This window comes from Nonomuraea sp. NPDC005650 (assembly GCF_040605375.1).
Taxonomy (GTDB): domain Bacteria; phylum Actinomycetota; class Actinomycetes; order Streptosporangiales; family Streptosporangiaceae; genus Nonomuraea.
In genome coordinates, this window is sequence record NZ_JBEXCR010000057.1 from 1 (window position 1) to 23,143 (window position 23,143).

Consider the following 23,143-nt stretch of genomic DNA (forward strand, 5'->3'; position numbering starts at 1 on the left):
CCTGGCCCGTCCTCGTCCTGACCGGCGGCATCGTCCTGTCCCTGGCCGCAAACCTGCAACAAGCCGACCCGACCGTCTGGGGATGGATCACCGCACTCCGGCTTGAACCTCGCGAGGAGTTCGTGGTACTCCGTGAGCCGCCAGGGCACGTTGACCTGCTGGCGACCGTGGGGATTCACGTAGTAGTTACGCTCCTTCGAGTCCGGGTCGTTCCAGATGAGCGACTGCATCGCCTCGTCCAGCCGGGCGTTGTAGTCCTCGAAGACGTCTTGGCGCACCGTGAGATAGCGGTGACCGCCCTCGATCAGAGCCACCAATCCCTCTGCGATGTATCTCGCCCACGCCTCCATCCACACGATCAGCGATCCCGAGCGGTTCTGCGAGTTCGGACCGTACATGACGAACAGGTTGGGGAAGCCGGGCACCGTGATGCTGAGGTAGGCGCGCGGTCCCTTATTTGCCGGATCCTCCCACACGTCCTCAAGCCGCACGCCGCCCAGACCGCGGTACTCGGCCGGCCAGAGATACTTCTCGACCTCGAAGCCGGTCGCGGTGAGGATCACGTCGAAACGGCGTTCCTCGCCATCGGCCGTCCGGATTCCGGTCGGCGTGATCCGCTCGATCGGCTCCGTGATGAGCTCGACATTGTCCTTGAGCAGAGTCGCGTACCAGTTATTGTCGACGACCATGCGCCGCGCCATCGGCGCGTAGTCGGGAACGAGCTTCTCGAGCAGGTCGGGCCGGCTGCCGACCTTCGCATGGATGTAGTTGACCAGGCTGTTGCGGAGATTGTCGTTCGCCTCACTGACGAACCCGCCCTTCGCCTTCCACTCCGGATCCGGCTCCTGCGTGAGCTGCCCCGCGAGCCGCATTGTCGCGATCGAGTAGCAGTACCAGTTCCAGTAGTAGGGCATCGTGTCCAGCAGCCAGCGGGTCTCCGGTGCGATCGGCTCGCCGTACCGCTCGCGCGGGGCGATCCACTGCGGCGTGCGCTGGAACACGCCCAGGCTCTTCACCTGCTTGTGCACGGCGGAGAGCATCTGCACCCCGGTCGAGCCGTTGCCGATCACAGCGACATCGAGGCCCATGAAGCTCTCCTTCCCGGTGCACTCCGCGGTGTGGATGATCGTGCCCTGGAACTCCTCGACGCCAGGTGCGCCGAAGCGCTTGGGCTTGGAGAACAGACCGCTCGCGCTCACGATGGCATTCGCGGTGACATGGCGCTCCTGACCGTCCACCACGACGGTGATCCGCCACGTACCGGCCTTCTCGTCGAACTCCGCCGCCTTGACGTCGCTGTTGAAGCTCATGTGGTCGTACACCCCGTACTTCTTCGCCACATGCTCCAGGTACTCGCGCACCTCGTGGCCGCGGGCGAAGTACTCCTTCCACGGGTAGTTCTTCTCGAAGAAGAACTGGTAGAGGAAGTTCGTCGTGTCGACCCGCACATCGGGGTAGGTGTTGCGGCTCCACGTCCCACCGACCTCCGAGCGTCGCTCGTAGACGGTGTAGGGGATCCCGAGGTGTTCGAGCTGGACGCCGATGGCGATCCCGTCGTAGCCCGCGCCGATGACCGCGACCTGGAATCCGGCCGGGATCTCGGGCTTGGCACCGGTCCAGTTCGCCTGGCGGGGGTGCGGGTCGAACGCCGCGAGGTCCCGGCGGTACGCCCACTCCCGCTCATCGAGCGTCTCGTTGCGGAAAGCCTCCATCATGCGGCGCAGGGCCGCGTCGTCCGGGACCGCCTCAGTGAAGTCCTTGGGGAGGTTGAGCAGGAAGGCGGTCACCCTCTCCCGGATGATCGGCGCCGCTTCGTCCTCGACCTCGGTGTGCACCGTCGCCCCGCCGTACACCGGCGTATTCTTCAGCGGCAGCTGGAGCAGGCTCTCATCTCCCGTTGCCTGGTAGAGCGCGAGCCGGAGGGCGTTGAGGTCGGCATCGTCCAACGCCCTCCGGACGAACGCCTCGTCAACACGTCCCGGCACCTGCCGCTGGGTCGTAGCGTCCACGGTCATGGGGGTTCCTTCCTCGAACGCTCACACAAGGCGGTTAATGAGGTAACTGAATCTACTTATATGATTCCTCTTCACCATACCCCAGCACTCTGGATACGCTCTAGATCCCTGCACCGGGTACGGAGACCGGGCGACGCACCCGCTCGAGGTCTGCAGGAGATGAGGCGAGAACCATGACCGGCACCGCGGCCAGAACCCATCCCGTGATCGCGCTCCGCTACGATCTGCGAGCCCCGGACTTCGGCCCGAGCCACGCCGAGCTCTTCGCGGCGATGCTTGACCAGGTGGTCTACGCGGACCAGAACGGGCTGGAGAGAGTACACGTTTCGGAGCACCACCACACGACGGACGGGTATCTGCCCTCCGTGTTCCCGGCGCTGGCCGCGATCGCGGCGCGCACCTCGCGAGTACGCATCCGGCCCTCCGCTCTCATTCTGCCCTTGCACGATCCGGTCCGGATCGCCGAGGACGCCGCCGTGGTCGACAACATCAGTGGCGGCCGGCTGGACGTCACCGTCGGCGCCGGCTACCGCGAAGTCGAGTTCAGGATGCTCGCACGCGGCTTCGCGGATCGAGGTACGCGGCTGCGTCATGCGGTCCAGGTCCTGCGGCGGGCGTGGAGTGGGGAGCAGTTCACCTGGGATGACCGGCCGGTGCTGGTGCGCCCACTGCCGGTGCAGCGGGACGGGCCGCCGATCATCATGGGCGGCAGCACACCGAGAACGGCCCGCCGCGCCGCCGAGATCGCCGACGGCTACGACCCGGCGAGCCCCTCACTCATCGAGGACTACCTCATGGCCTGCGCGGAACTCGGCAAGCAACCAGGCGAGCACCTCACCCGGGTCGGTCCCTTCTTCCTGCACCTCGCCGACGATCCGGAGCGCACCCGGCACCTGCTCGCCCGCCATGTGCAGCACGAAATGCAGCAGTACGCCTCCTGGAACGCCGACAGCGCCCACTTCGGGGCCGCGCCCGACATCCCGCTCGAGTCGGTGTGGCAGGTCGGCAGCCACCGGGTACTCACGCCCGACGAGGCCATCGAGCTGGTCCGCGGCTTCCCGCCCAACAGCCTCCTGACGCTGAACCCGCTGAGCGGTGGCACCCCGCCCGCGCTCGCCCATGAGAGCTTGCGGCTCTTCGTGGAGAAGGTCCTGCCGGCGGTACGGACCGAGCTCGACGCCACCGCGGGAAGGCAGGCATGACCGCGCCGGGCACACCCCGGGCTGGAGGTCTATCTCGACGGAGGGGTCCACCACGGCGTCGACGTCCTGACCGCGCTCGCCCTCGGCGCTCGCGCCGTGTTCGTCGGCCGGCCCGTCCTGCTGGGCCTGGCCGCCGGCGGCGACCACGGTGTGGACGTGGTGCTGGGACAACTACGCAAGGAGCTCATCAACGCCATGCACATGCTCGACGTCAACTCCATCGACGAGCTCGACGCCTCGTACGTCACGAAGAAGAGCGGATGAGCGCGATCGACTCCACCCACGGCCGGCCATGTCCGCCGGCCGGACGACGACCGATCGTCGTCGTCTACCGGCCCGACACCGTCCAGGCGCTCGCCGCGGCCGGACTCGACTGCGACATCGTCGAGTGGCGGCGGGGGGAGGCCCCACCACCCGGTCACCGCGCCGACGTGTGCTTCGGCGGCTACAACGTCGACGCGAGTGGACCGGCGTGGGCGCAGGGCGCGAGCTGGATCCACCTGAGCGGCGTCGGGATCGACAACGTGCCGCGCGGCCTGCTCGACGGCCGGGTGGTGACCAACTCGGCCGGCGTCAACGCCGTCCCCGTCGCCGAGCTCGCCGTCATGTTCCTGCTCGCAGCGGTGAAGGACGTCCCCCGGATCTGGGGCCCGGCCGCTCCGGACGCGACGTGGACCGATTTCCAGCTTGACGTGCTTGACGGGCACACGCTGGGGATCATCGGTTACGGTCACATCGCCCGCGAGCTTGTCCCCCGCGCGCGGGCCTTCGGGATGACCGTGCTCGTCCACACCCTGACCCCCCGGCCGGACGGCGACGGCGTCGCCTTCGTGACGAAGGAGGAGCTCGCCGCCTCGGCCGATCACATCGTGGTCGCGGCGACGGCGAACGAGAGCACGCGCGACATCGTGGACCGCACCTTCCTCCAGCGCACCAAGCCCGGCGTACATCTGGTCAACGTGGCCAGGGGTTCGCTCGTCGAGCAGGAGGCGCTGCGGCCGTTCCTGGACTCCGGCCACGTCTCGCGGGCGTCCCTCGACACGGTCGAGCCCGAGCCTCTCCCCGCCGATCACTGGCTGCGCGGCCATCCCCGGGTGAAGCTCACCCCGCACGTCGGCGGCGTCTTCGCGCATGCCGCGATGACCAGACGCGCGGTGGAGCGCTTCGCGGCGAACCTGCGGCGCTATCTCGCGGGCGAGGAGCTACTCGACATCGTGCGGGGGGCGTGAACGGTCCGGCGCCGATCGCGCCCCGGCCCCTGGCACCAGGTCAGCCGATCCGGGGCATGACCTCCCCGGCCAGCCAGTGCAGGCGCTCGAGATAATGCTGATAGCTCCTCAGCTTCGGCAACGGCGGCGCCACCTCCGTCACCCCCACGCTCCGCACGCCGCAGATCTGATCGACCAGCTGCTGCACGTTCCACGTATCGAAGTCGTGGTCGTGGTCCTTGCCCACGTGCCCCTGGCTGAGGCGGAGGTTGGCGAGGTTGTAGAAGACCTCGATCGGCTGACCGCGGTATGCCGGGTCGGACCTGATCCGGTCGATGCCTTCGCCGATCTTCTCCAGCGGCGTGAGATACGGCGACCAGCCCACGCCCCACATTGCCACGCGACGCAGGGTCGCGGGGACGTCACCGGCGAACCAGAGCGGAACACCGCCGGGCTGCAGCGGCTTCGGCTCGGCGGCGACGCCGGCGAACCTGACGAACCGTCCCTCATAGGAGGCGACATCCCGGGACCAGATCTCCCGCATCGCCTCGACGTACTCATCGACGATGCGGCCGCGCGCGCCGAAGTCGACGCCGAGGATGTCGAACTCCTCCTTCAGCCAGCCGACACCGACGATCAGGTCGGCCCGCCCCCCGCTGAGCCAGTCGAGCGTCGCCCACTGCTTGGCCTGGACGACGGGGTTCTGCAGGGGGACCAGGCTGACGTTCGCGGCGACCCGGATCCGCTCGGTGTGCCCGGCGAGGTAGGCGAGGGCCGTCGTCGCGTGCAGGTAGTGCGCCCCGGAAGCCGCCACGTGGCTCTGCGGGATCGCGAAGTGTTCGCCCACGGTGAGCCGGCCGAAGCCCAACCGGTCGGCGATCGCCGAGATCTCGCCGATCTCCTTCGCCCCCACGTTGTCCTGCCAGGTCTGAAGGAGGGTCGTGACTCTGTGGTTGTTGGGAACCGTGAGGTTGAGCTTCATCGGGCATCCTCGAAGAGCCGCCAGAAAATTATATAGTATGGTGAAATTATTATACCTTTTCTTGCGTGGCGGCCGGCGCCGGTTGCGCGGTTCGCCGTCGATCGGAGGAGCCGGTGATGACGCTTGAGGAGTTCGAAGCGCTGGCCGAGCAGGTGAACAATTGGGGCCGCTGGGGGGACGACGATCAGCGCGGCACTCTCAACTTCATCTCCCCCGAGGTCGTCACGAGGGCGGCCGAATCCGTCCGCACGGGCCAGGTCTTCTCATTGGCGATGACGCTCTCGCTCAACGGGCCACAGGACGGCTCGCCACCGCCCGGCCGGATCAACCCGGTGCGGACGATGCTCGCGATCAACACGCCCATGTCCGGCTCCCCCAACTCGGCGAGGTACAGCGACGACATCGTGGTCACGCCAACCCAGACCGCCACACATTGGGACGCGCTCGCACACACGACATTCCGCGGAACCATGTACAACGGCTTTCCGGAGACCGCCGTCGACGCGTCCGGAGCCACGAAGCTGGGGATCGAGGCAGCGGGCGAGATCGTCTCGCGGGGCGTGCTCCTCGACGTCGCGCGCCACCAGGGCCTCGATGTGCTCCCCGGCCGATTCGCCGTCACTAGGGCGGTGCTCCAGGCCGTCGAGGAAGCACAGGGCAGTCCCGTCGAGCGGGGCGACATCGTGCTCGTCAGGACCGGACAGGCATCGTTCTTCCTGCAGGGGGACGTTCCGAGATACCGGCGCCCGCTGGCCGCGTGCGACTACGATACCGCGCTGTACTTCCACGAGCGTGAGGTCGCCGCCGTCGCCATCGACAACGCGCCGTTCGAACTGCTTCCGGCGAACGTCGAGGAGGTCGTGCTCCCGCTCCACGTCCTCAACCTCGTGTACGCCGGCTTGATGCAGGGCGAGAACTTCGTCCTCGAAGAGCTCGCGACCGCGTGCGCGCAGGACCGACGGTACACGTTCCTGCTCAACGCGACGCCGGAGCGCTTTCTCAGGAGCACGGGGGGCCTCGTCAACCCGGTCGCCATCCGCTGAACCGCCTGGGAGGCTGCGCGCAGAGAATCCGGCATGACCCTCGTCGAGGTCGGCGAGGATCATGCCGGACCCGTCGGCCACGGCAGCGGCGGAACCTAGGAGCTCCACTCCTTCAGCAGCGCCATGTCCCGAACCCGCGCCTCGTGCGTCACGGCGAGCGGCCGGACGTTGAGCGTCGTGGCACCGGACTGCCGGAAGGCCGCTATGCGCTCTTCGACCTCCGACGGCGTGCCGATCAGCGCGAGGCCGGCTACCAGTTCGTCGGGAACGGCCGCGGCGGCTTCGGCCTTGCGGCCGTCGAGGTAGAGGTCTTGCACCTCCTTCGCCGCCGCCTCGAAGCCGAACCTGCCGATGAGCGCGTTGTAGAAGTTCTTGCCGCGCGCGCCCATCCCACCGGCGTACAGGGCGACGTGGTCGCGCACGACCTGCCTCGCGGCATCCGACTCCGCCGCGTCCTCGCTGATGGCCACGTAGGTCTGCGCGATGATGTCGAGCGGCCCGAGACCATCGTCGCGCCGCGCGGCGCCTTCGGCCAGCGCGGGTCCGAACGCAGCCTGGGCCGCTTCGGGCAGGTAGAAGATCGGCTGCCAGCCCTCGAAGAGCTCGGCCGCGAGCGCCACGCTCTTCTCGCCCAGCGCGGCAAGCGTCATCGGCACCCGGTCGCGCATCGGACGGTTGATGAGCTTCAGCGGCTTGCCGAGCCCTGACCCGCCATGCTCAGGCCCGAGCGGGACGTGGTAGTGGCGGCCATCGTGCGTGAGCGGCTCACGCCGCCAGACCGCCCGGCAGATCTCGACGATCTCGCGGGTGCGCCCAAGCGCACCGTCGAAGCGCACGCCGTGAAATCCCTCGACCACCTGCGGCCCGGACGCGCCGATTCCGAGCTCGAACCGGCCGCCCGAGACGTAGTCGAGGCCGGCGGCCGTCATCGCCAGCAACGCGGGCGTCCGCGAGTAGATGTTGAGGATCGACGAGGCGATCCGGACTCTGTCCGTCTTCGCGGCGAGATAGCCGAGCTGGCTCACCGAGTCGAACGTGTACGCCTCAGGCACGAAGACCACGTCGACGCCGGCCCGCTCGTACTCCACAAGCCGTTCGACGGTCTCGGTGAAGCCGCCGCTGTACTCGATCGGCATTCCGATCCGCATGCCACCTCCCGCATCAATCACACATAGGAATACAATAGTTAATCTTAGGTAGATGATTCAGGGAGGTAGCTTGTCCATCCGTGAAGCCGTCATCGTCGAGGCTGTCCGCACCCCCATCGGGAAGCGCGGCGGGTCGCTGGCCGAGATCCATCCGGTCGACCTGTCGGCACTGGTACTCAAGGAGCTCGTCGCCCGCACCGGCATCGATGCCGGGACCGTTGACGACGTCTACTGGGGATGTGTGACGCAGCTCGGGGACCAGTCGAGCAACGTCGGCCGGTTCGCGACCCTGGCCGCAGGTTGGCCGGAGTCGGTTCCCGCGGTCACCGTCAACCGCGCCTGCGGCTCCAGCCAGCAGGCACTCGAGTTCGCGGCGAGCACGGTGATGTCCGGCCGGGCCGACCTCATCGTGGCCGGAGGCATCGAGGTCATGTCGCGCGTGCCTCTCGGGGCTGCGCGCGAGTCCGGCTTCCCATACGGGCAAACCGTGCTCGACCGGTACAGCGTCGACCGCCTCGACCAGGGAACCGGAGCTGAGCTCATCGCCGAGCAGTGGGGCCTCACCCGTGCGCAGCTCGACGAATACGCGGTCCGTTCCCATCGGCTCTCGGCAGCCGCGAGCGACAGCGGCGCCTTCGACCAGCAGATCGTGCCGGTGCCGCTGGCGGAGCGGACGTTCACATCAGACGAGGGTGTGCGACGCAACACGACCACCGCGATCCTCGCCGGCCTCAAGACCGTGTTCAAACAGGACGGCGTAATCCACGCCGGAAACTCCTCTCAGATCTCCGACGGCGCCTCCGCGGTCCTCGTGACCACTCCGGAGAAGGCCAGGGAACTCGGGCTGTCACCGATCGTCCGCTTTCACTCCCAGTCCGTCGTCGGCGACGACCCGGTGAAGATGCTCACCGCGCCGATCCCGGCCACGCACAAGGTGCTGCGGCGGGCGGGCCTGTCCATCGACGACATCGGCGCGTTCGAGGTCAACGAGGCCTTTGCACCCGTCCCGCTCGCCTGGCTGAAGGAGACGGGCGCGGATCCCGAGCGGCTCAACCCGCTCGGCGGTGCGATCTCGGTGGGTCACCCGCTCGGCGCGTCCGGAGCCATCCTCGCCACCAGGCTCATCCACCACATGCGTGACAACGGCATCCGCTACGGCCTGCAGACCATGTGCGAAGGCGGCGGCACCGCGAACGCCACCATCTACGAGCTCATCTGAGCACGCATGCGGCCCAGGCCGCGTCGGCGGCGGATCAGTACGCGGCCAGGAGCCGGTCGCGGTGGTCGCCCGCGACTCCCCAGCGCCGCAGGACCTGACCCGCCTCCGCGCCCGCAGGCGCATGCCCCAGCGGAAGCCGAGGCTCCCAGCCATGTTCCGGATCACCGTGGAGGATGCCACGGGCGGCGACGTGTGGATTGCCCGCCGCCTCGGCGAGCGAGAGCACGGGCGCCAGGCAGGCGTCCGTCGCCGCGGCGAGGTCGGCCCACTCGTCTCGGGTCCTGGAGCCTATGGCGTCCGCGATGCGGCTGCGCAGCCTGGGCCACGATCGAGGGTCCTGTCGATCTTGGCGGTCCGCCCCGCTGAGCCCGAGGAGGTCGGCGAGTTCCTCGAAGAACTTGTCCTCCAGCGCGCCCACCGCCACATACCCGCCGTCCGCCGTCCGGTAGACGTCGTAGTAGGGCGCACCCGTGTCCAGGCGGTTGGTCCCCGGCTCGTCGGACCATCGGCCATGGGCGCGGTACTCATGGAGCATCGACGTGAGGTAGTTCGCGCCATCGACGATCGCCACGTCGAGCACTTGGCCTTCGCCGGTTCGCGCCCGCTCGACCAGGGCGGCGAGCACGGCGGTGACGAGGTACATCCCGCCCGCGCCGAAGTCGCCGAGCAGGTTCGCGGGCGGAACCGGGGCGGTCCCCGCGCGCGCCGAGACGTGCAGCGCGCCGGTGACCGCGATGTAGGTGATGTCGTGCCCCGCACGCGCCGCGTACGGGCCGGTCTGACCCCAGCCGGTCATGCGCGCGACGATCAGACCTCGGTTGCGCTCTCGCAGCGCGACCGGCGCGAATCCCATCCGTTCCAGGACTCCGGGGCGAAAGCCTTCGACCACGACATCCGCACGGTCGATCACGGCGTGCAGCGCCTCGGCCGCCGTGGGTTCCTTGGCATCCACCTCGATCACCGCGCGATTGCGCAGCATCGACCGTGGTTGCTGACCAGGGCGGGCCACGGTCAGTATCTCCGCGCCGAGATCGGCGAGCAGCAGGCAACCGAATGGACCTGGCCCCAGTCCCATGAACTCGACCACGCGGATGCCGCTCAGCGGTCCCTCTGCCATCGCATTCCTTCCGGGGGTGGGGGACTCAACGTTGCGAAAATCATTCTATATAGTTCACTGATAGAACGATTAGGTGTGGCCACGTTCAGGAGGATGCTGCCGGATGGGCACAGAGTTCTACGAGAGCGAGCACAATGCGCTCCGCGAGGTAGTGCGGGACTTCGTCGCGCGTGAGGTCGCGCCGCATCTGAGCAGTTGGGACGAGCGACGGTCGATCGACCGAGCTGTCTGGACCGCGGCCGGCAAGGTCGGACTCCTCGGCCTGCGCACGCCTGAGCAGTACGGCGGAGGCGGCACTTCCGACTACCGTTTCCGCTGCGTGGTCGCAGAGGAACTCGCCCGGGTCGGCGCCGCTTCGCTCGCATCGGGACTCGCCATCAACGAGGACATCGTGTCCTCCTATCTCATGGCCCTCGGCACGGCTGAGCAGAAAGAGCGCTGGCTGCCCGGCATGGCCTCTGGTGAGATCGTGACCTCGATCGCGATGTCCGAGCCGGGCATGGGAAGCGATCTGCGCGCCATCGCGACAACCGCCCGCCGTGAGGGCGACTCCTGGGTCCTCAACGGCGCGAAGACGTTCATCACGAACGGATTCGCCTGCGATGTCGTCCTCGTCGCCGCACGCACGGGAGAGAGGGACGGCAGGCCGACGTTCTCCCTCATTCTGCTCCCCACCGACACTCCCGGATTCGCACGCGGGCACAAGCTCAAGAAGCTCGGCCTGCACGCGCAGGACACCGCGGAGCTCTTCTTCGACGACGCGAGGGTTCCGCTCGGAAACCTCGTCGGAGAGGAGGGCCGCGGTTTCCACCACCTCACCGACCGGCTTCCACTCGAGAGACTCTCCATCGGATGGCGTGGGCTCGCCGCCGCCGAGGCCGCGATCGAATGGACCTTGGCCTACACGAAGCAGCGCAAGGCGTTCGGCAAACGCGTCATCGACTTCCAGAACACGCGGTTCCGGCTGGCGGAGCTGGTGACCGAGACCGAGGTCACCCGTGGCTATCTGGAGGCACAGGTGCACCGCTACAACGACGGGAAGCTCGACGCCACCACAGCCGCGAAGGTGAAGTGGTGGGCGACCGAGCTGCAGAACCGGGTGGTCGACGCCTGCCTCCAACTGCACGGCGGCTACGGCTACATGGAGGAATACCCGATCTCACGCGCCTTCGCCGATGGGCGTGTGCAGACGATCGTAGGCGGAACCACCGAGATCATGAAGGAGATCATCGGCCGCTCTCTGGCCAACTGATCTCCCCGTTCCCCGATACCCCTTCCCCAAGGTGAGGATGCCCATGAAGCTCCACGACATCAGCGCGCTCGTCACCGGCGGCGCATCCGGCCTCGGCGCGGCGACCGCGGCCGAACTCGCCGCCGCCGGGGTTCGCGTCATCATCACGGACCTGCCCACCTCGCCCGGAGAGGAGACCGCGGACAAGCTGGGACCCAACGTGACGTTCGTACCCGGCGACATCACCGATGAGACGAGCCTGGTCGCGCCGCTGGACGCCGCCGAAGCGGCCGGGCCGTTCCGCGCCGTGGTGCACTGCGCCGGGCGCGGCGGCGATCGGCTCCGAATCCTCGACAAAAAAGGCGATCCAGCCCCCGTGGAGAGTTTCGAGCAGGTCCTCAAGATCAATCTTGTTGGGACGTACAACATTCTCCGGCTCGCGGCCGCCCGCATCGCCAAGCAGGACCCCGACACCGACGGCGATCGGGGAGCGATCGTCCTGACGGCGTCCGCCGCCGCCTTCGAGGGGCAAATCGGGCAGACCTCGTACTCGGCGTCGAAGGGTGGCGTGCACGCCATCACACTCGTCGCCGCGCGCGACCTGGCCAGCCACGCGATCCGGGTGAACACGATCGCGCCCGGCGTCTTCGACACCCCCATGCTCGCCCGCCTGCGCCAGGACATTCGCGACAGCATCGCGGCCACGGTGTTGCATCCAAAGAGGCTCGGCGACGCGGGCGACTACGCCGACATGGCGGTGACGCTGCTGCGCAACCCGTACGTCAACGGCGAGACCGTCAGGCTCGACGGCGCCCTTCGGATGGCTCCCCGTTGACGGCTTCGGAGGTCCTCGTCGCCGCCGACGAGGGCGTGCTGATCATCACGATCAACCGGCCAGCGCAGCGCAACGCGATGACGCTCGCCGCGGCTACCGAGATCGCGCGTTCGCTCGACGAGCTGGATGACTCCCCCGAACTGTCGGTCGGCATCATCACCGGTCACGGCGGCACGTTCTGCGCGGGAATGGACCTCAAGCGCTTCCGGGAGGGCGAGCGCCCGTCGGTCCCGGGGCGGGGATTCGCCGGGCTCGTCGAAGCGCCTCCGCGCAAACCCCTGATCGCGGCAGTCGAAGGCTGGGCTCTGGGTGGAGGCTTTGAGATGGTACTCGCGAGCGACCTCGTCGTCGCGGGTAAGGGCGCCCGTTTCGGCCTACCAGAGGTGAAACGCGGCCTCGTAGCGCGAGGCGGCGGGATGTTCCGCTTGCCGCAGCGCCTGCCGAGGGCGATCGCGCTCGAGTTGCTGCTGACCGGCGATCCGATCGGCGCGAGCCGGGCCGCGGCCTTCGGCCTCGTGAACGAGGTCGTCGACGATGGTGCGGCGCTCGACGCCGCGCTGGCGCTCGCGCGGCGCATATCCGCCAACGCCCCGCTGGCGGTGGCCGCCTCGAAGCACATCGCGACCGCCTCGCGCGACTGGCCGCAGCCGGAGTCCTTCATCAGGCAACAGCCGATCTCGGACCAGGTATTCGCCTCGCAGGACGCGCAGGAAGGCGCGGCCGCGTTCACGGAGAAGCGCAAGCCCGTCTGGCAGGGGCGCTGAGCGGCGTCGGCCGGGATCGGCCGCAGCGCACTGATCTTAGGAGTGAGATGAATCAGGCACGGACCGACGAACAATTCGGAGTCCTCACAGATGCCGCTCTGGAGCGCTCTCGCGGGCGACTCGGCATTCCGATCCCTCAGCCGAACCCCCCGCACAATTACGAGGTGACACGAGACGCGGTCCGTCACTTCGCACAGGGCTACGGCGACGACAACCCTCTTTACTGCGACCCGGCCTACGCGAAGACCTCGCGCTGGGAGGGTGTCATCGCCCCGCCGACCTTCCTTTACACGATGGGCGAGGACATCGCCCCGCAACCGGACGCGGAGACCAGAGCACTTCTCAAGGGCGACCCCTTCGCGGGCCTCGGCTCCTACCAGGCGGTCATGGAGTACGAGTGGTGGCGCCCTTTGCGGCTCGGTGACTCCTGCAGGCTCCTGGTCACCCAGGTCGGTGTGGCGGCCAAGCTCAGCAAGTTCGGTGGGCGGGCGGCCCACGTCACCAAGGACTACGTCTATGCCAACGGCCAGGACCAGGTCGTCGCCCTCCGCCGGGGAACCTGGATCAATGCCGAACGCCACACCTCGAAGAAGCGGGCCAAGGAAGCGGTGACCTTCGAGCCGTACACTCCGGAGCAGCTCAAGGAGATCGATACCCTCTACGCCGTCGAGACGCGGCGCGGTGCGGATCCCCGCTACTGGGAGGAAGTCGAAGTCGGTGACGAGCTCCAGCCACGGGTCAAAGGCCCGTTGAAGACGACCGACATCGTCGTGTGGCATGTCGGCTGGGGCATGCAACTCACGCCGCCCGGGTCGTTCCGTCTCGCCTATCAAGTGCGCAGAAAGGCGCCGGGGCTGTTTCCGCCCGACCCGCTGAACATCCCTGACACCGTGCAACGACTCCACTGGGATCCGATCCGCGCCCGGGAACTCGGCCTGCCGACGTCCTACGACTACGGCGGAATGCGGGAGACGTGGCTCGTGCACGCCATCACCGACTGGATCGGCGACGATGCCTGGTTGTGGCGGTTGCGCTGCGAGCACCGCAAGTTCAACTACATCGGTGACACCACGTGGGTCCGCGGCAACGTGTCCGCCAAGCGCGTGGTGGACGGGCACCACGTGGTGGACTTGGACCTGCGTTGCGAGAATCAGCGTGGCGAGATCACCACGCCGGCGTCCGCGACGGTGATCCTTCCGACGCGTGCCGAAGCCATCGCGCTCCCCCAGCCGCCCGCTCCGACAATCGATGGCGTCGTCGCCGCGGACATCGAACGCTTCAGCATCGGCTGACGGGCTGCGCGGTGACCGGGGTCAGCCGAGACGAGGAACCTGGTGATGATGATGGACAGTGAGGTGCGGCCGTTCCGCATCGACATCCCGCAAGCCGAGCTGGATGAACTACGACGGCGTCTGGAGGCCGCGCGGTGGCCCGAGGAGCTTGACGTGACCAGGCGCGAGGACGGCATCACGGTCGAGATGATGCGTACCCTCGTCGAACGCTGGCTCAACGGCTTCGACTGGCGGGCGCACGAGGCCGATCTCAACCGTTTCCCGCAACTGGTCACAGAGGTCGACGGGCAGCGGGTACACGCCGTGCACCGGCCGTCGCCGCGGCCGGACAGTGTGCCGCTGGTGCTGCTGCACGGGTGGCCGAGCACATTCGCCGAGTTCCGCCGCGTGATCGACGAGCTCGCCGAGCCCTCTGGTGCGGCCTGCCCGGCGTTCGACGTCATCGTTCCGTCCCTCCCGGGCTACGGGTTCTCCGGTCCGCTGCGCGAGCGCGGCTGGGGCGCCCACCGCATGGCGAGGGCCATCGCCCAGTTGGTCCGGCGGCTCGGGTACGAGCGCTATCTCGCGCACGGCGGTGACGCCGGTTACCAGGTTGCGGCGGCGCTGGCCCGAGTGGACACCCCGAACGTCGCCGGCGTCCACCTCAACCTCGGCGGGGTCGGGCTCGCCGGAGCCCACAAGCACGAGCGCCCCGCCGACGAAGTGGAGGCGCGAGCCCTTGAGCGCTACGCCGACTATGTCCGGGACAAGTCGGCGTACGCGCTGCTCAACGCGACCCGCCCCCAGACGGTGTCGTACGGGCTCAGCGACTCACCGGTCGGGCAGCTCGCCTGGATCGCCGAGAAGTTCATCGACTGGGTCGACCCGGCGTACCCGCTGCCCCTGGACGACTTGCTGACAACAGCGTCGATCTACTGGTTCACCAGGACCGCCGCATCCTCGGCGCGCTTCTACCAGGAGGAGTACACGGCCAACCGGGCGCCCGGCACCGGGCCGGCGCTCGATCGGACGTATGTGACCGTTCCCACCGGCGTCGCCTCGTACCCCGGCGAGCTTGTGCCGCCCGTGCGGCGCTGGGCGAAGGAACAGTACAACATCGTTCGCTGGGTGGAGTTCCCCGCGGGCGGGCACTTCGCGGCACTCGAACGCCCCGACCTTGTGGTCGGGGCGCTCCGTGAGTTTGCGACGTGCCTCGGCGGTGCCGGCTGAGGCACACTGATCAGCCCGGCATGAAACGGCCGCCGTCGATGACGAGGATCTGGCCGGTGACGAAGCGCGCGTCGTCGCTCGCGAAGAAGACCGCCGCCCCGGTCAGATCCTCGGCCTGGATCGCACCCTTGATCGGCTGCGCGCTCACCAACTGACGCAGGCGCTCCTCGCTCGCGGCCTTCGCCAGGGCCTGGGTATGCGTGGGACCGGGAGCGATCGCGTTCACCGTCACGTCCCAGTTGCCGAGTTGTGCCGCCGTGTACTTGGTGAGGCCGTTCACGCCGTACTTCGTCCACGCGTAGCTGAACGAGCCCAGGCCCGGGAACTCGTCCGCCGGACCGGTGTAGGTGTAGCTGTAAGCGTTCGTCGACGACTGGTTGATGACCCGGCCGTGCCCGCTCCTGACCAGGTACGGCGCCGCAGCCCGGGTCACCAGCCACACGCTGAGCAGGTTCACCTCATGAACACGCTTCAGGTACTCGAAGGTGTCGTCCTTCGGCGACCAGTCGCCGAAGAGTGCCGCGTTGTTGATCAGTACGTCGACACCGCCGAGCCTCGCCGCCGCCTCATCGACGGCCGACTGAACGGAGTCGGGATCCGACACGTCAGCACGGATCGAGAACACAGTGCCGCGTTCGGCGAGATCCGCCACCGTCTTCTCCGCGGCCTCGGTGTCCAGGTCGAGGATCGCCACGTGCGCGCCCTCTTGGAGGAACCGTTCGACGTAGGCGCGGCCGATGCCGCGACCGCCTCCCGTGACGATCGTACGCCTGCCCTTCAGTCTCATGCTGCCTCCCTCGACGTGCTGAAATCGCTGCCGCCCTCCTGGCGGGCCAGCCGGGCCGCCCTGGTCAACGGGCGGTAGGACGATGACCAACGCCGCAGAAGACGAGCCCAGACGTGGTAACGGCGATGCGTCCACGGCCACTGCACGACGTTGCGCCCGCTCGCCGAAAGGTAGAAGTTGTGGCATCCCGACTTCCACGTCTCCACCGCGTCGATGGCCTCCTGCAGCACCCGCTGGTACCACACGTCTGCCGCTTGGCGCACCTCGATGGTTCCCCCGCCGCCACGTCGCAGCCGCCGGACATCACGGGCGACGAACTCGGCCTGCCGCTCGAGTACGAAGGACACGACGGTGCCGTGCGTGTTCGGGCCGTAGAGCATGTAGAAGTTCGGGAAACCCGGCACCGTGATGCCGAGGAACGCCTTCGGGTCGTCCCCCCACGTTTCGTGCAGGTCGCGTCCGCCACGTCCGGTGACCCGCAGCGTGCCCAGGAAGTTCGCCGCCTGGAAGCCCGTGGTGAGTACGACGATGTCGGCCTCATGCTCCTCCCCCCGGTCATCGACGACACCGCGTGGCGTGATTCGTTCGACCGAGCGGGTGATGAGCCGGACATTAGGCTCCAGGAGCGCGGCGTAGAAGCCGTCCGAGAGCACGTTGCGCTTACATCGTGGCTGGAAGTCCGGGGTGAGCGCGTCGCGCAGTTCCGGATGGTCCTCGAACACGGAGGCGATGCGGGTTTCCAGCCTGTTCCGTTGCGCCGCCACGACGTTGGGGTCGCCACGGCCGCCACCTTTGTCCATGGCCCGCAGCACCCTCCAGCGTTCGAGCTTTCGCCGCCCGAATCGGTTGAGCTCCGCACGTTGATCGGAGGTGTAGTCGTGATCTCCCTTGGGGAGCACCCACCCGGGCTCGCGTTGGAAGCTCAGCAGTTCCGTGACGCGCGGCTGTAACGCGGGAACGACCTGTGCCGCCGACGCGCCCGCGCCGACGACCGCGACGCACTTTCCGTCGAGATCGACGGCCGGATCCCAGCGCGCGGAGTGGAACAGCGGCCCCTCGAAGGAGTCGATCCCCGGCCAGTCGGGAATCTTCGGCACGTTGAGCATGCCGACCGCGCTGACGACGACGTCGAACCACCGCGCCTCCCCGGTCGCCGTCGTCACCAGGTACTGCTGCCGCTGGTCGTCCCATTGCGCGCTCTCGACAGCCGTGCCGAACCGGAGGTTCGCCCGGATGCCGAAATCGTCAATGGTCTCCTCGATGTAGGCCTGGATCTCCGCCTGCCTGGCATGCGTGCGGGTCCAGTCATGCGACTTGAAAGAGTAGGAGTACAGCGCCGACGGAACGTCGCACTCGGCGCCCGGGTAGCGGTTGTCCCACCACGTTCCCCCCGGTCCTGCGGACTTCTCGAAGATGACGAAAGTCCGGATGTCTCGGCGTACGAGGTTGACGGCGGCGGCGATGCCGCCGATTCCGGCGCCGATGATGGCGATGTCGATGGTGCGGGATCTTGCGTGTTCGCGTTCTCCTGGCATGCGTCTGCTCGTCCTCTGTCGTGCCCATGGACTCTGCGGTCACCGCGCAGAACCCTAACTGATACTGACGTCAGTGTCACCATTTGGTCGTGGTCACAGATCAGACACCCAGCAACTCAAAGCTCTCCAGGTCGGCGACCGCCGTCCCAAGCCGTTTGCAGAACTCGTGGATGACGGGCGGGTCCACGCGCCGGGTGACGGCCCACAGGTAGTAGCCGTAGGCGACACCGGCGCGGTAGACGTCCCACGCCTCCTGCCGGCTCGGCGCCATCACGCCAAGGGCGGCGAGGCGCTGAAGGTAGTAGTCGAGCAGATCACGCTCCGACTCCCGCCGATCTTCGACAGAGAGCACGGCACCGAGGTGATAGGCGACATCGAGCCCCCAGTTGGTGCGCTGGAGCAACTGCCAGTCGACGAGCGAGGTCGCCCCGTCGAGCACGAAGAGGTTGCCCGCGTGCGCGTCGCCGTGCACGAGGGTGTCAATCTGGCCATCAGTGTGGCGGGCCAGCGCCTGAAGCGCACGAGTGACGCGCCCGGCGTCCTTGATCGCGGCGGGGAGCGCATCACCGCGCGGATCGTCGAGGAGCTCCTGAAGTTCCGCCACCGTCCGCAGCGGGCTTTCGGCGAGGTCGGCGAGGCGGTTTCGCAGCCAGGCGTGGCCGTCGAGTCCCGCCCCGCCCCAGTGCAGGGCGTGCATGACCGCGAGCTGCTCGAGACTTGCCATCGCCTCCTTCGGCGAGTAGGGCTCGAGTGGAGTGAGGAACCGCCCGCCGGCGGCGACGACGTCGTCCATGACGCTGAGGCCGTGCCCGGTGCGGCCGTCGATCGCGGTGTAGCGGGGGCGCGCGGTGTTCACCCCCACTGTGGCGGCGAGCTCCCGGTAGAAGTTCGCCTCGGTCTGGGTGATACGCGCATACCCGGGGGCCAGGGGGCCGCTCCCGAAGACGCCTTTCGCGCAGTAGGCGCGCACCGCATCGGCGTCCGTGGCGAGATCGACCCGGAAGCGGACCTTGGTCGCCACCGTTTTGATCGTCTCCACCACCTCCACCGATCGCACGGGCAGGTTGAGCGCCTGGCCGAGCCATGCGGGTGACAGCACCTCTTCGAGAGACAGAGGAGCAGGGTTGTTGATCACTCTCACACTCCTATGTGACAGTAACGTCAGTGTTAGGCTAGCATCGATCTTCTCAGCGCAGGAGGCTCGGATGAGTAGCCCGGTGTCACGCCGCAGACCGTGGTTCGCCCAGAGGGCGACAGCGGCTCGCCGACATCGGCAAGCACGTCGCTTCCGACACAGGGAGGGTGCACACCCATGAGCGAAACACCCCACTCCCCCGGCGACGTGATGAGCGTGGGCATGGCCTCGGACGCGCGCGGCACGATCGTCACGCCGGATGTTCGCGATCTCGTCCAGGTCGAGCAGGTCCTCACCCAATGGCTCGCACCGCGCCTGCATGCCCGGGACCTGCGACTGACCGACCTGACCTACCCGCGCGGCTCCGGCCAGTCACACGAGACGATCATGTTCGACGCTCATTGGCGCGAAGGCGGCGTCAAGCGCGCTGAGGGATTCGTCGTGCGCATCAAGCCCTCACACTTCACCGTGTTCTACGACGACATGTTCATCGAGGAATACGAGCTGATGCGGATCCTCGGTGAGCGGGGAACGGTACCGATCGCCATGGTGCGCTGGCTTGAGCAGGACCCGGCGGTGCTCGGCTCGCCCTTCTTCGTCATGGAGAGGCTGCACGGCCACGTCGCCGTGAGCATCCCGTCCTACCTCGAGTCGGGATGGGTCGCCGAAGCCTCATCCGCTGAGCGAGCACGACTCTGGGAGAACTGCGTGCGCGCACTCGCGTCCATCCAGACGATGCGGGTGCGGGACGTCGAGTTCCTGCTTGGGCCCGCCGGCAGCGCCGGATTCGCACGGGAATGGGACCGCTGGGAACGCTACCTGAACCGGGTCGACCGTGCCGACCGGCCGCTTCCCGAGTATCGCGACCTCCTGGAACACCTGCGCGCGACCATCCCGTCCCATCAGCCGGAGGGCATCGTCTGGGGAGACGCCCGGATCGGCAACATGCTGGTCGACGACTTCGAAGTGGTCGCGCTCATGGACTGGGAGCAGCCTTCTCTGGGCGGCGCGCTGCACGATCTCGGCTGGTGGCTGATCAGCGAACGCGGCAAGGTCGCCGCGCGGAAGGGCGGGCCGCTACCCGGCATGCTCGGCCATGACGAAACGATTCAGCTCTGGCGGGAGATCACCGGCATCTCAACCGAGGCCATCGAATGGTACGAGGCCTTCGCCGCGTTCAAGATGGGGTGCGTCTTGGTCAACCTGCTCGACCTGCGGGACCGCCGGCCACCGGGCGACGACTACGCCGGCATGTTCCACGTGCGCACCGCACGAGAACTGCTGGGGATGTGACAGCACGCGATGTCACGCAACCCGATCAAACTCCGGATCCGCGCCGCTCAAAGGGTCGCGGACCAGATCGTGGCAGTGCAACTGGAGTCGATGGCCGGGCTTGACCTCCCGCAGTGGGAACCAGGCGCGTTCATCGAGGTCAAACTCCCCTCCGGGCGCGTCCGGCACTACTCCCTCTGCGGTGACCCGCGCGAGCGTGACGTCTACCGGATCGCGGTGCTGCGTGAGGAGCACGGGCGTGGCGGTTCGAAGGAACTCCACGAGATGGCCGGCGCCGGCGCCGTGCTCGAAGTACGCCCGCCGCGCAACAACTTCGCTCTCGAACCCGCGGCCGAGTACCTCTTCCTTGCCGGCGGTGTCGGGATCACCCCGATCGTCTCGATGATCCGGCGGGCCGAGCAAGCCGCGATCCCCTGGCGGCTGGTATATGGCGGGCGCTCCCGCTCCTGGATGGCGTTCGCCGATGAACTGCTGTCACTCGGCGGGGACCGGGTCGCCCTCTTCGCCGACGACGTCGAAGGGCGGCCCGACCTGGCCGCCGAGATGGCGAAGGTTCCGCCGGACGGCTTGGTGTACGCCTGCGGACCCGCGCCCATGCTCGACCTGGTAGCCGGCCTGAGCGCACTGCGGAACGCGGCGCAGCTGCGGATCGAGCGATTCTCGGTGGCCGCGGTCGACATCCAGGGCGCGCCGTTCCACGTCGAGCTCGCGCGTACTGGGGTGACCGTTCCCGTCGCGTCGAACGAGTCGATCCTGCAGGCGATGCGGGCCCGTGGCATCCCCACCTCGTTCTCGTGCGAGAACGGCTACTGCGGCACCTGTGAGGCCGTCGTGCTCGATGGTGAGCCCGATCAAAGAGACACCTATCTGACCGAGGAGGAGAAGTCCGACGGCTTCACGATGATGATCTGCGTCAGCCGCAGCGCCGGCCCGAAACTCGTCCTCGACCTGTGAAGATCGACCCACCTCGAAGGGAACCGTACGGCATGTCGAAGTTCGGCCACGCCATCGTCCTGGGCGGCAGCATCGCCGGGCTGCTCACAGCGGCCGCCCTCAGCAGGAGCTTCGAGTTCGTCACCATCGTCGACCGTGACGAACTACCGGTGGAGGGGCCCGATGCCCGGCTCTCCCGCCGTGGCGTACCGCAGGGAGACCAGGTCCATCACCTGCTCAGCCTGGGCCACGAGCGGATCGAGGAGTTGCTGCCCGGCATCACGGACGAACTCATAGCGCTCGGCTGCGAGCGTTATGACGACGTCGCGGACTTCTCCCAATATGTGAATGGCGCCTGGCGCATGCGAGCGAGGAGCGACCTGATCGTCATGGCCTTGCGGCGCCCGCTCTTCGAGTGGGCAATTCGCCGGCGGGTGTTCGCGCTGCCGAACGTCACCACCGTGAAAGGGCTGGCGATCGGGCTCGTCGGGTCCGCGGACGGCGGGCGGGTCGTCGGCGCGAAGGTGCGCGGCGTCCAGGGCGGACAGATGCACGGCGACCTCGTCGTCGATGCGACCGGCCGGGGCTCGCGGGCGCCGAACTGGCTGGAGGATCTCGGGTACGCCAAGCCCGAGGAACAGCACGTGCGGATCTACATGGGCTACTCCACCTTCACCGCGAGGATTCCAGACGGCGCCCTGCCAGATGGCCTGGCCGGCGTCAGCGTCTCCGCCACCCCTGCAAACCCGGTCGGCGCCGCCATTCGCCCGTGCGGAAACGGACTCCATGACATCGTCGCCTACGGGATGGTCAAGCACTATCCGCCGGACGATCTCGATGCCATGTTCACGTTCTTCGACACCCTGAGCAGCCCGCTCGTCGCGCAGATCGTGCGGCAGGCCGTCATCACCAGCGAGATCGTGCCGTATCAGATGCCGGGCAACCAGCGTCGGCTCTGGGAGCGGCTCGACAGGTATCCCGAGTCCTTCGTCGCGGTCGGTGACGCCGTGACCTCGTTCAACCCGATCTACGGCCAGGGCATGACGATGGCCGCGCTCAACGCCACGATCCTGGGAGACGCCGTGGCCGGTGCCGACACGCTCGACGGCGTCGGCCGGTCGGCGCAGTCGGACATCGGCCTGTTTGCCGACGTCGCGTGGGATCTCGCTGTCGGTACCGACTCCGCGTACCCTCAAGCCGAATATGAGAACGTTGAGCCGCCGTCCGTGGAAGATCGAGCCTGGGCACGCGCCTTTGGCGCCGCACAAAGTTCGGAGGCTCTCGTGCGCGTCGCGTCGAGGGCCGCCGCGTTGCACATGGACAAGTCGTACCTCGACGCACCGGCGGTGCGTAAGATCGTCGCTCGATGGATGGAGACAGGGCGCCGGCCGGACCCCGCGGTCACCGACCCGCTCGCCCCTCCCGCGGTCGCCGAGCACCTCGTACGGACCACGGATCTACTGCTCGATGGGATAATGTGAGCCAATGACCTCCGCCAGGCCCGCCCCGACGCCGAAGAGCGAAGTCGGGGCGGCGCGCCCGATACGCCGCGTACCAGAGCGGCGGCGCGGTGACGGCGCGGTGACACGATCAAAGCTCCTGGAGTCCGCGCGGCAGCTGGCCGACACGAAGAGCGTTCCGGAGTTCACCGTGGAGGACATCGCCTCTGGGGCCGAGGTCTCCCGGGCCGCCTTCTACATGTACTTCGACAACAAGCTCGCGATCTGCGAGGAGGTCGCGAGGACGACACAGGCCGGGTTCATCGACATGGTCACGTCGTTCAAGCGCGACGCCGACATCCGCTCGACGATCCAGGCGGGCGTGCGAGCGTACGTCGACGGCTTCCGCAGCGACAGGCCGGGGATGCGCATGACGTACGAACTCGCCTACGCAGAGACGACGATCCGAGAGCTCGTGCACGACACCCGCACGGTCGTCTACCAGCTTTGGGAGCACGAATTCGACCGGGCCGTCGAAACGGGCCAGTGCCCGCCGCTCGACGTGCCCCTCGTGAGCCGGCTCGTCGTGGGCATGCTCGAGACGTTCTGCGTGCGCACGATGCGCACCGAAGAGTACAGCGGTACGAGCGTAGCCGATCGCGACCCCGTGGAGACGATCAGCGACCTCTGGTGCCGCGCGCTCCAGATCGACTTCTAGCCAGCCGGAACTCTGCTCGACGAAGGTCACAGACAACC

The 23,143-nt window shown here is 67.9% G+C and carries 21 protein-coding genes; 14 read left to right on the forward strand and 7 right to left on the reverse strand.

The genetic code is table 11. The features are described from left to right. A partial coding sequence (locus ABZS69_RS57555; RefSeq protein ID WP_355390318.1) for an NAD(P)/FAD-dependent oxidoreductase occupies positions 1–2,015 on the reverse strand: 2,015 nt, incomplete at its 3' end. A 173-nt stretch (positions 2,016–2,188) separates the two neighbouring features. Here ABZS69_RS57555 and ABZS69_RS57560 point away from each other — a divergent pair. The 3 genes from ABZS69_RS57560 to ABZS69_RS57570 are packed head-to-tail and all read left to right on the forward strand — an operon-like array spanning position 2,189 to position 4,446. Next, on the forward strand, positions 2,189–3,217 hold the full coding sequence (locus ABZS69_RS57560; protein WP_355390321.1) for an LLM class flavin-dependent oxidoreductase: 1,029 nt from the start codon (positions 2,189–2,191) through the stop codon (positions 3,215–3,217). A 21-nt stretch (positions 3,218–3,238) separates the two neighbouring features. Then, positions 3,239–3,481 (forward strand): alpha-hydroxy-acid oxidizing protein, encoded by a 243-nt coding sequence (locus ABZS69_RS57565; protein ID WP_355390538.1) that lies wholly within the window; start codon positions 3,239–3,241, stop codon positions 3,479–3,481. Further along, entirely contained in the window at positions 3,478–4,446 is a 969-nt protein-coding gene (locus tag ABZS69_RS57570) for an NAD(P)-dependent oxidoreductase (RefSeq protein WP_355390324.1), read from the forward strand. Before ABZS69_RS57565 ends, ABZS69_RS57570 begins: the two co-directional genes overlap by 4 nt. Positions 4,447–4,486: 40 nt before the next feature. On the opposite strand, the gene ABZS69_RS57575 is transcribed toward ABZS69_RS57570, so the two are convergent. Further along, positions 4,487–5,407 (reverse strand): TIGR03619 family F420-dependent LLM class oxidoreductase, encoded by a 921-nt coding sequence (locus ABZS69_RS57575; protein ID WP_355390327.1) that lies wholly within the window; start codon positions 5,405–5,407, stop codon positions 4,487–4,489. Between the two features lie 116 nt (positions 5,408–5,523). Here ABZS69_RS57575 and ABZS69_RS57580 point away from each other — a divergent pair, with 116 nt between their 5' ends. Further along, a complete protein-coding gene (locus ABZS69_RS57580) occupies positions 5,524–6,450 on the forward strand; it encodes a cyclase family protein (RefSeq protein ID WP_355390330.1) in 927 nt (308 codons plus the stop codon). A gap of 95 nt (positions 6,451–6,545) precedes the next feature. Here ABZS69_RS57580 and ABZS69_RS57585 read toward each other — a convergent pair whose 3' ends face one another. Then, a complete protein-coding gene (locus tag ABZS69_RS57585) occupies positions 6,546–7,598 on the reverse strand; it encodes an LLM class F420-dependent oxidoreductase (RefSeq protein ID WP_355390333.1) in 1,053 nt (350 codons plus the stop codon). A gap of 76 nt (positions 7,599–7,674) precedes the next feature. Between ABZS69_RS57585 and ABZS69_RS57590 the strand changes: the two genes are divergently transcribed. Next, positions 7,675–8,817 carry a thiolase family protein gene (locus ABZS69_RS57590; protein ID WP_355390541.1) on the forward strand — a complete coding sequence of 381 codons (1,143 nt, stop codon included), beginning with the start codon at positions 7,675–7,677 and terminating at the stop codon, positions 8,815–8,817. Between the two features lie 34 nt (positions 8,818–8,851). Here ABZS69_RS57590 and ABZS69_RS57595 read toward each other — a convergent pair whose 3' ends face one another. Further along, entirely contained in the window at positions 8,852–9,934 is a 1,083-nt protein-coding gene (locus tag ABZS69_RS57595) for a CaiB/BaiF CoA-transferase family protein (RefSeq protein WP_355390336.1), read from the reverse strand. A gap of 103 nt (positions 9,935–10,037) precedes the next feature. Here ABZS69_RS57595 and ABZS69_RS57600 point away from each other — a divergent pair, with 103 nt between their 5' ends. The 5 genes from ABZS69_RS57600 to ABZS69_RS57620 are packed head-to-tail and all read left to right on the forward strand — an operon-like array spanning position 10,038 to position 15,265. Continuing rightward, positions 10,038–11,186 (forward strand): acyl-CoA dehydrogenase family protein, encoded by a 1,149-nt coding sequence (locus ABZS69_RS57600; protein ID WP_355390339.1) that lies wholly within the window; start codon positions 10,038–10,040, stop codon positions 11,184–11,186. Between the two features lie 43 nt (positions 11,187–11,229). Beyond that, positions 11,230–12,000 carry an SDR family NAD(P)-dependent oxidoreductase gene (locus ABZS69_RS57605; protein ID WP_355390342.1) on the forward strand — a complete coding sequence of 257 codons (771 nt, stop codon included), beginning with the start codon at positions 11,230–11,232 and terminating at the stop codon, positions 11,998–12,000. After that, positions 11,997–12,764: a crotonase/enoyl-CoA hydratase family protein gene (locus tag ABZS69_RS57610; RefSeq protein ID WP_355390345.1), complete on the forward strand. Its 768-nt coding sequence runs from the start codon at positions 11,997–11,999 to the stop codon at positions 12,762–12,764. Before ABZS69_RS57605 ends, ABZS69_RS57610 begins: the two co-directional genes overlap by 4 nt. A 47-nt stretch (positions 12,765–12,811) precedes the next feature. Next, positions 12,812–14,056, forward strand: a complete 1,245-nt coding sequence (locus tag ABZS69_RS57615) for a MaoC family dehydratase N-terminal domain-containing protein (protein WP_355390348.1) — start codon at positions 12,812–12,814, stop codon at positions 14,054–14,056. A gap of 45 nt (positions 14,057–14,101) precedes the next feature. Beyond that, entirely contained in the window at positions 14,102–15,265 is a 1,164-nt protein-coding gene (locus tag ABZS69_RS57620) for an epoxide hydrolase family protein (RefSeq protein WP_355390351.1), read from the forward strand. A gap of 10 nt (positions 15,266–15,275) precedes the next feature. Here ABZS69_RS57620 and ABZS69_RS57625 read toward each other — a convergent pair whose 3' ends face one another. The 3 genes from ABZS69_RS57625 to ABZS69_RS57635 all read right to left on the reverse strand — a co-directional run bounded on the left by ABZS69_RS57625 (position 15,276) and on the right by ABZS69_RS57635 (position 18,722). Then, positions 15,276–16,052 carry an SDR family oxidoreductase gene (locus tag ABZS69_RS57625; RefSeq protein WP_355390354.1) on the reverse strand — a complete coding sequence of 259 codons (777 nt, stop codon included), beginning with the start codon at positions 16,050–16,052 and terminating at the stop codon, positions 15,276–15,278. Beyond that, complete coding sequence (locus ABZS69_RS57630; protein ID WP_355390356.1) at positions 16,049–17,587, reverse strand: NAD(P)/FAD-dependent oxidoreductase; 1,539 nt, start codon at positions 17,585–17,587, stop codon at positions 16,049–16,051. Before ABZS69_RS57630 ends, ABZS69_RS57625 begins: the two co-directional genes overlap by 4 nt. 100 nt (positions 17,588–17,687) lie before the next feature. Next, the gene (locus tag ABZS69_RS57635) at positions 17,688–18,722 is read right to left on the reverse strand and encodes a phosphotransferase (RefSeq protein ID WP_355390359.1); all 1,035 of its coding nucleotides are present in this window, start codon (positions 18,720–18,722) and stop codon (positions 17,688–17,690) included. 177 nt (positions 18,723–18,899) lie between these two features. On the opposite strand from ABZS69_RS57635, the gene ABZS69_RS57640 reads away from it, so the two are divergent. The 4 genes from ABZS69_RS57640 to ABZS69_RS57655 all read left to right on the forward strand — a co-directional run bounded on the left by ABZS69_RS57640 (position 18,900) and on the right by ABZS69_RS57655 (position 23,105). After that, positions 18,900–20,015, forward strand: coding sequence for a phosphotransferase family protein (locus ABZS69_RS57640; RefSeq protein ID WP_355390362.1), 1,116 nt, complete (start codon positions 18,900–18,902; stop codon positions 20,013–20,015). A 69-nt stretch (positions 20,016–20,084) separates the two neighbouring features. Then, a complete protein-coding gene (locus tag ABZS69_RS57645; protein WP_355390365.1) occupies positions 20,085–20,969 on the forward strand; it encodes a PDR/VanB family oxidoreductase in 885 nt (294 codons plus the stop codon). 32 nt (positions 20,970–21,001) lie between these two features. Further along, entirely contained in the window at positions 21,002–22,429 is a 1,428-nt protein-coding gene (locus tag ABZS69_RS57650; RefSeq protein WP_355390368.1) for a hypothetical protein, read from the forward strand. 100 nt (positions 22,430–22,529) lie between these two features. Further along, positions 22,530–23,105, forward strand: a complete 576-nt coding sequence (locus ABZS69_RS57655; protein ID WP_355390371.1) for a TetR/AcrR family transcriptional regulator — start codon at positions 22,530–22,532, stop codon at positions 23,103–23,105. Positions 23,106–23,143: the final 38 nt, after the last annotated feature.

Bases quoted from the DNA above. Each gene is read 5' to 3' on its own strand.
- ABZS69_RS57640 (WP_355390362.1), top strand. From the start codon at position 18,900: ATGAGCGAAACACCCCACTCCCCCGGCGACGTGATGAGCGTGGGCATG.
- ABZS69_RS57620 (WP_355390351.1), top strand. From the start codon at position 14,102: ATGATGATGGACAGTGAGGTGCGGCCGTTCCGCATCGACATCCCGCAA.
- ABZS69_RS57575 (WP_355390327.1), bottom strand. From the start codon at position 5,407: ATGAAGCTCAACCTCACGGTTCCCAACAACCACAGAGTCACGACCCTC.
- ABZS69_RS57615 (WP_355390348.1), top strand. From the start codon at position 12,812: ATGAATCAGGCACGGACCGACGAACAATTCGGAGTCCTCACAGATGCC.
- ABZS69_RS57650 (WP_355390368.1), top strand. From the start codon at position 21,002: ATGTCGAAGTTCGGCCACGCCATCGTCCTGGGCGGCAGCATCGCCGGG.
- ABZS69_RS57595 (WP_355390336.1), bottom strand. From the start codon at position 9,934: ATGGCAGAGGGACCGCTGAGCGGCATCCGCGTGGTCGAGTTCATGGGA.
- ABZS69_RS57570 (WP_355390324.1), top strand. From the start codon at position 3,478: ATGAGCGCGATCGACTCCACCCACGGCCGGCCATGTCCGCCGGCCGGA.
- ABZS69_RS57630 (WP_355390356.1), bottom strand. From the start codon at position 17,587: ATGCCAGGAGAACGCGAACACGCAAGATCCCGCACCATCGACATCGCC.
- ABZS69_RS57580 (WP_355390330.1), top strand. From the start codon at position 5,524: ATGACGCTTGAGGAGTTCGAAGCGCTGGCCGAGCAGGTGAACAATTGG.
- ABZS69_RS57585 (WP_355390333.1), bottom strand. From the start codon at position 7,598: ATGCGGATCGGAATGCCGATCGAGTACAGCGGCGGCTTCACCGAGACC.
- ABZS69_RS57605 (WP_355390342.1), top strand. From the start codon at position 11,230: ATGAAGCTCCACGACATCAGCGCGCTCGTCACCGGCGGCGCATCCGGC.
- ABZS69_RS57560 (WP_355390321.1), top strand. From the start codon at position 2,189: ATGACCGGCACCGCGGCCAGAACCCATCCCGTGATCGCGCTCCGCTAC.
- ABZS69_RS57600 (WP_355390339.1), top strand. From the start codon at position 10,038: ATGGGCACAGAGTTCTACGAGAGCGAGCACAATGCGCTCCGCGAGGTA.
- ABZS69_RS57625 (WP_355390354.1), bottom strand. From the start codon at position 16,052: ATGAGACTGAAGGGCAGGCGTACGATCGTCACGGGAGGCGGTCGCGGC.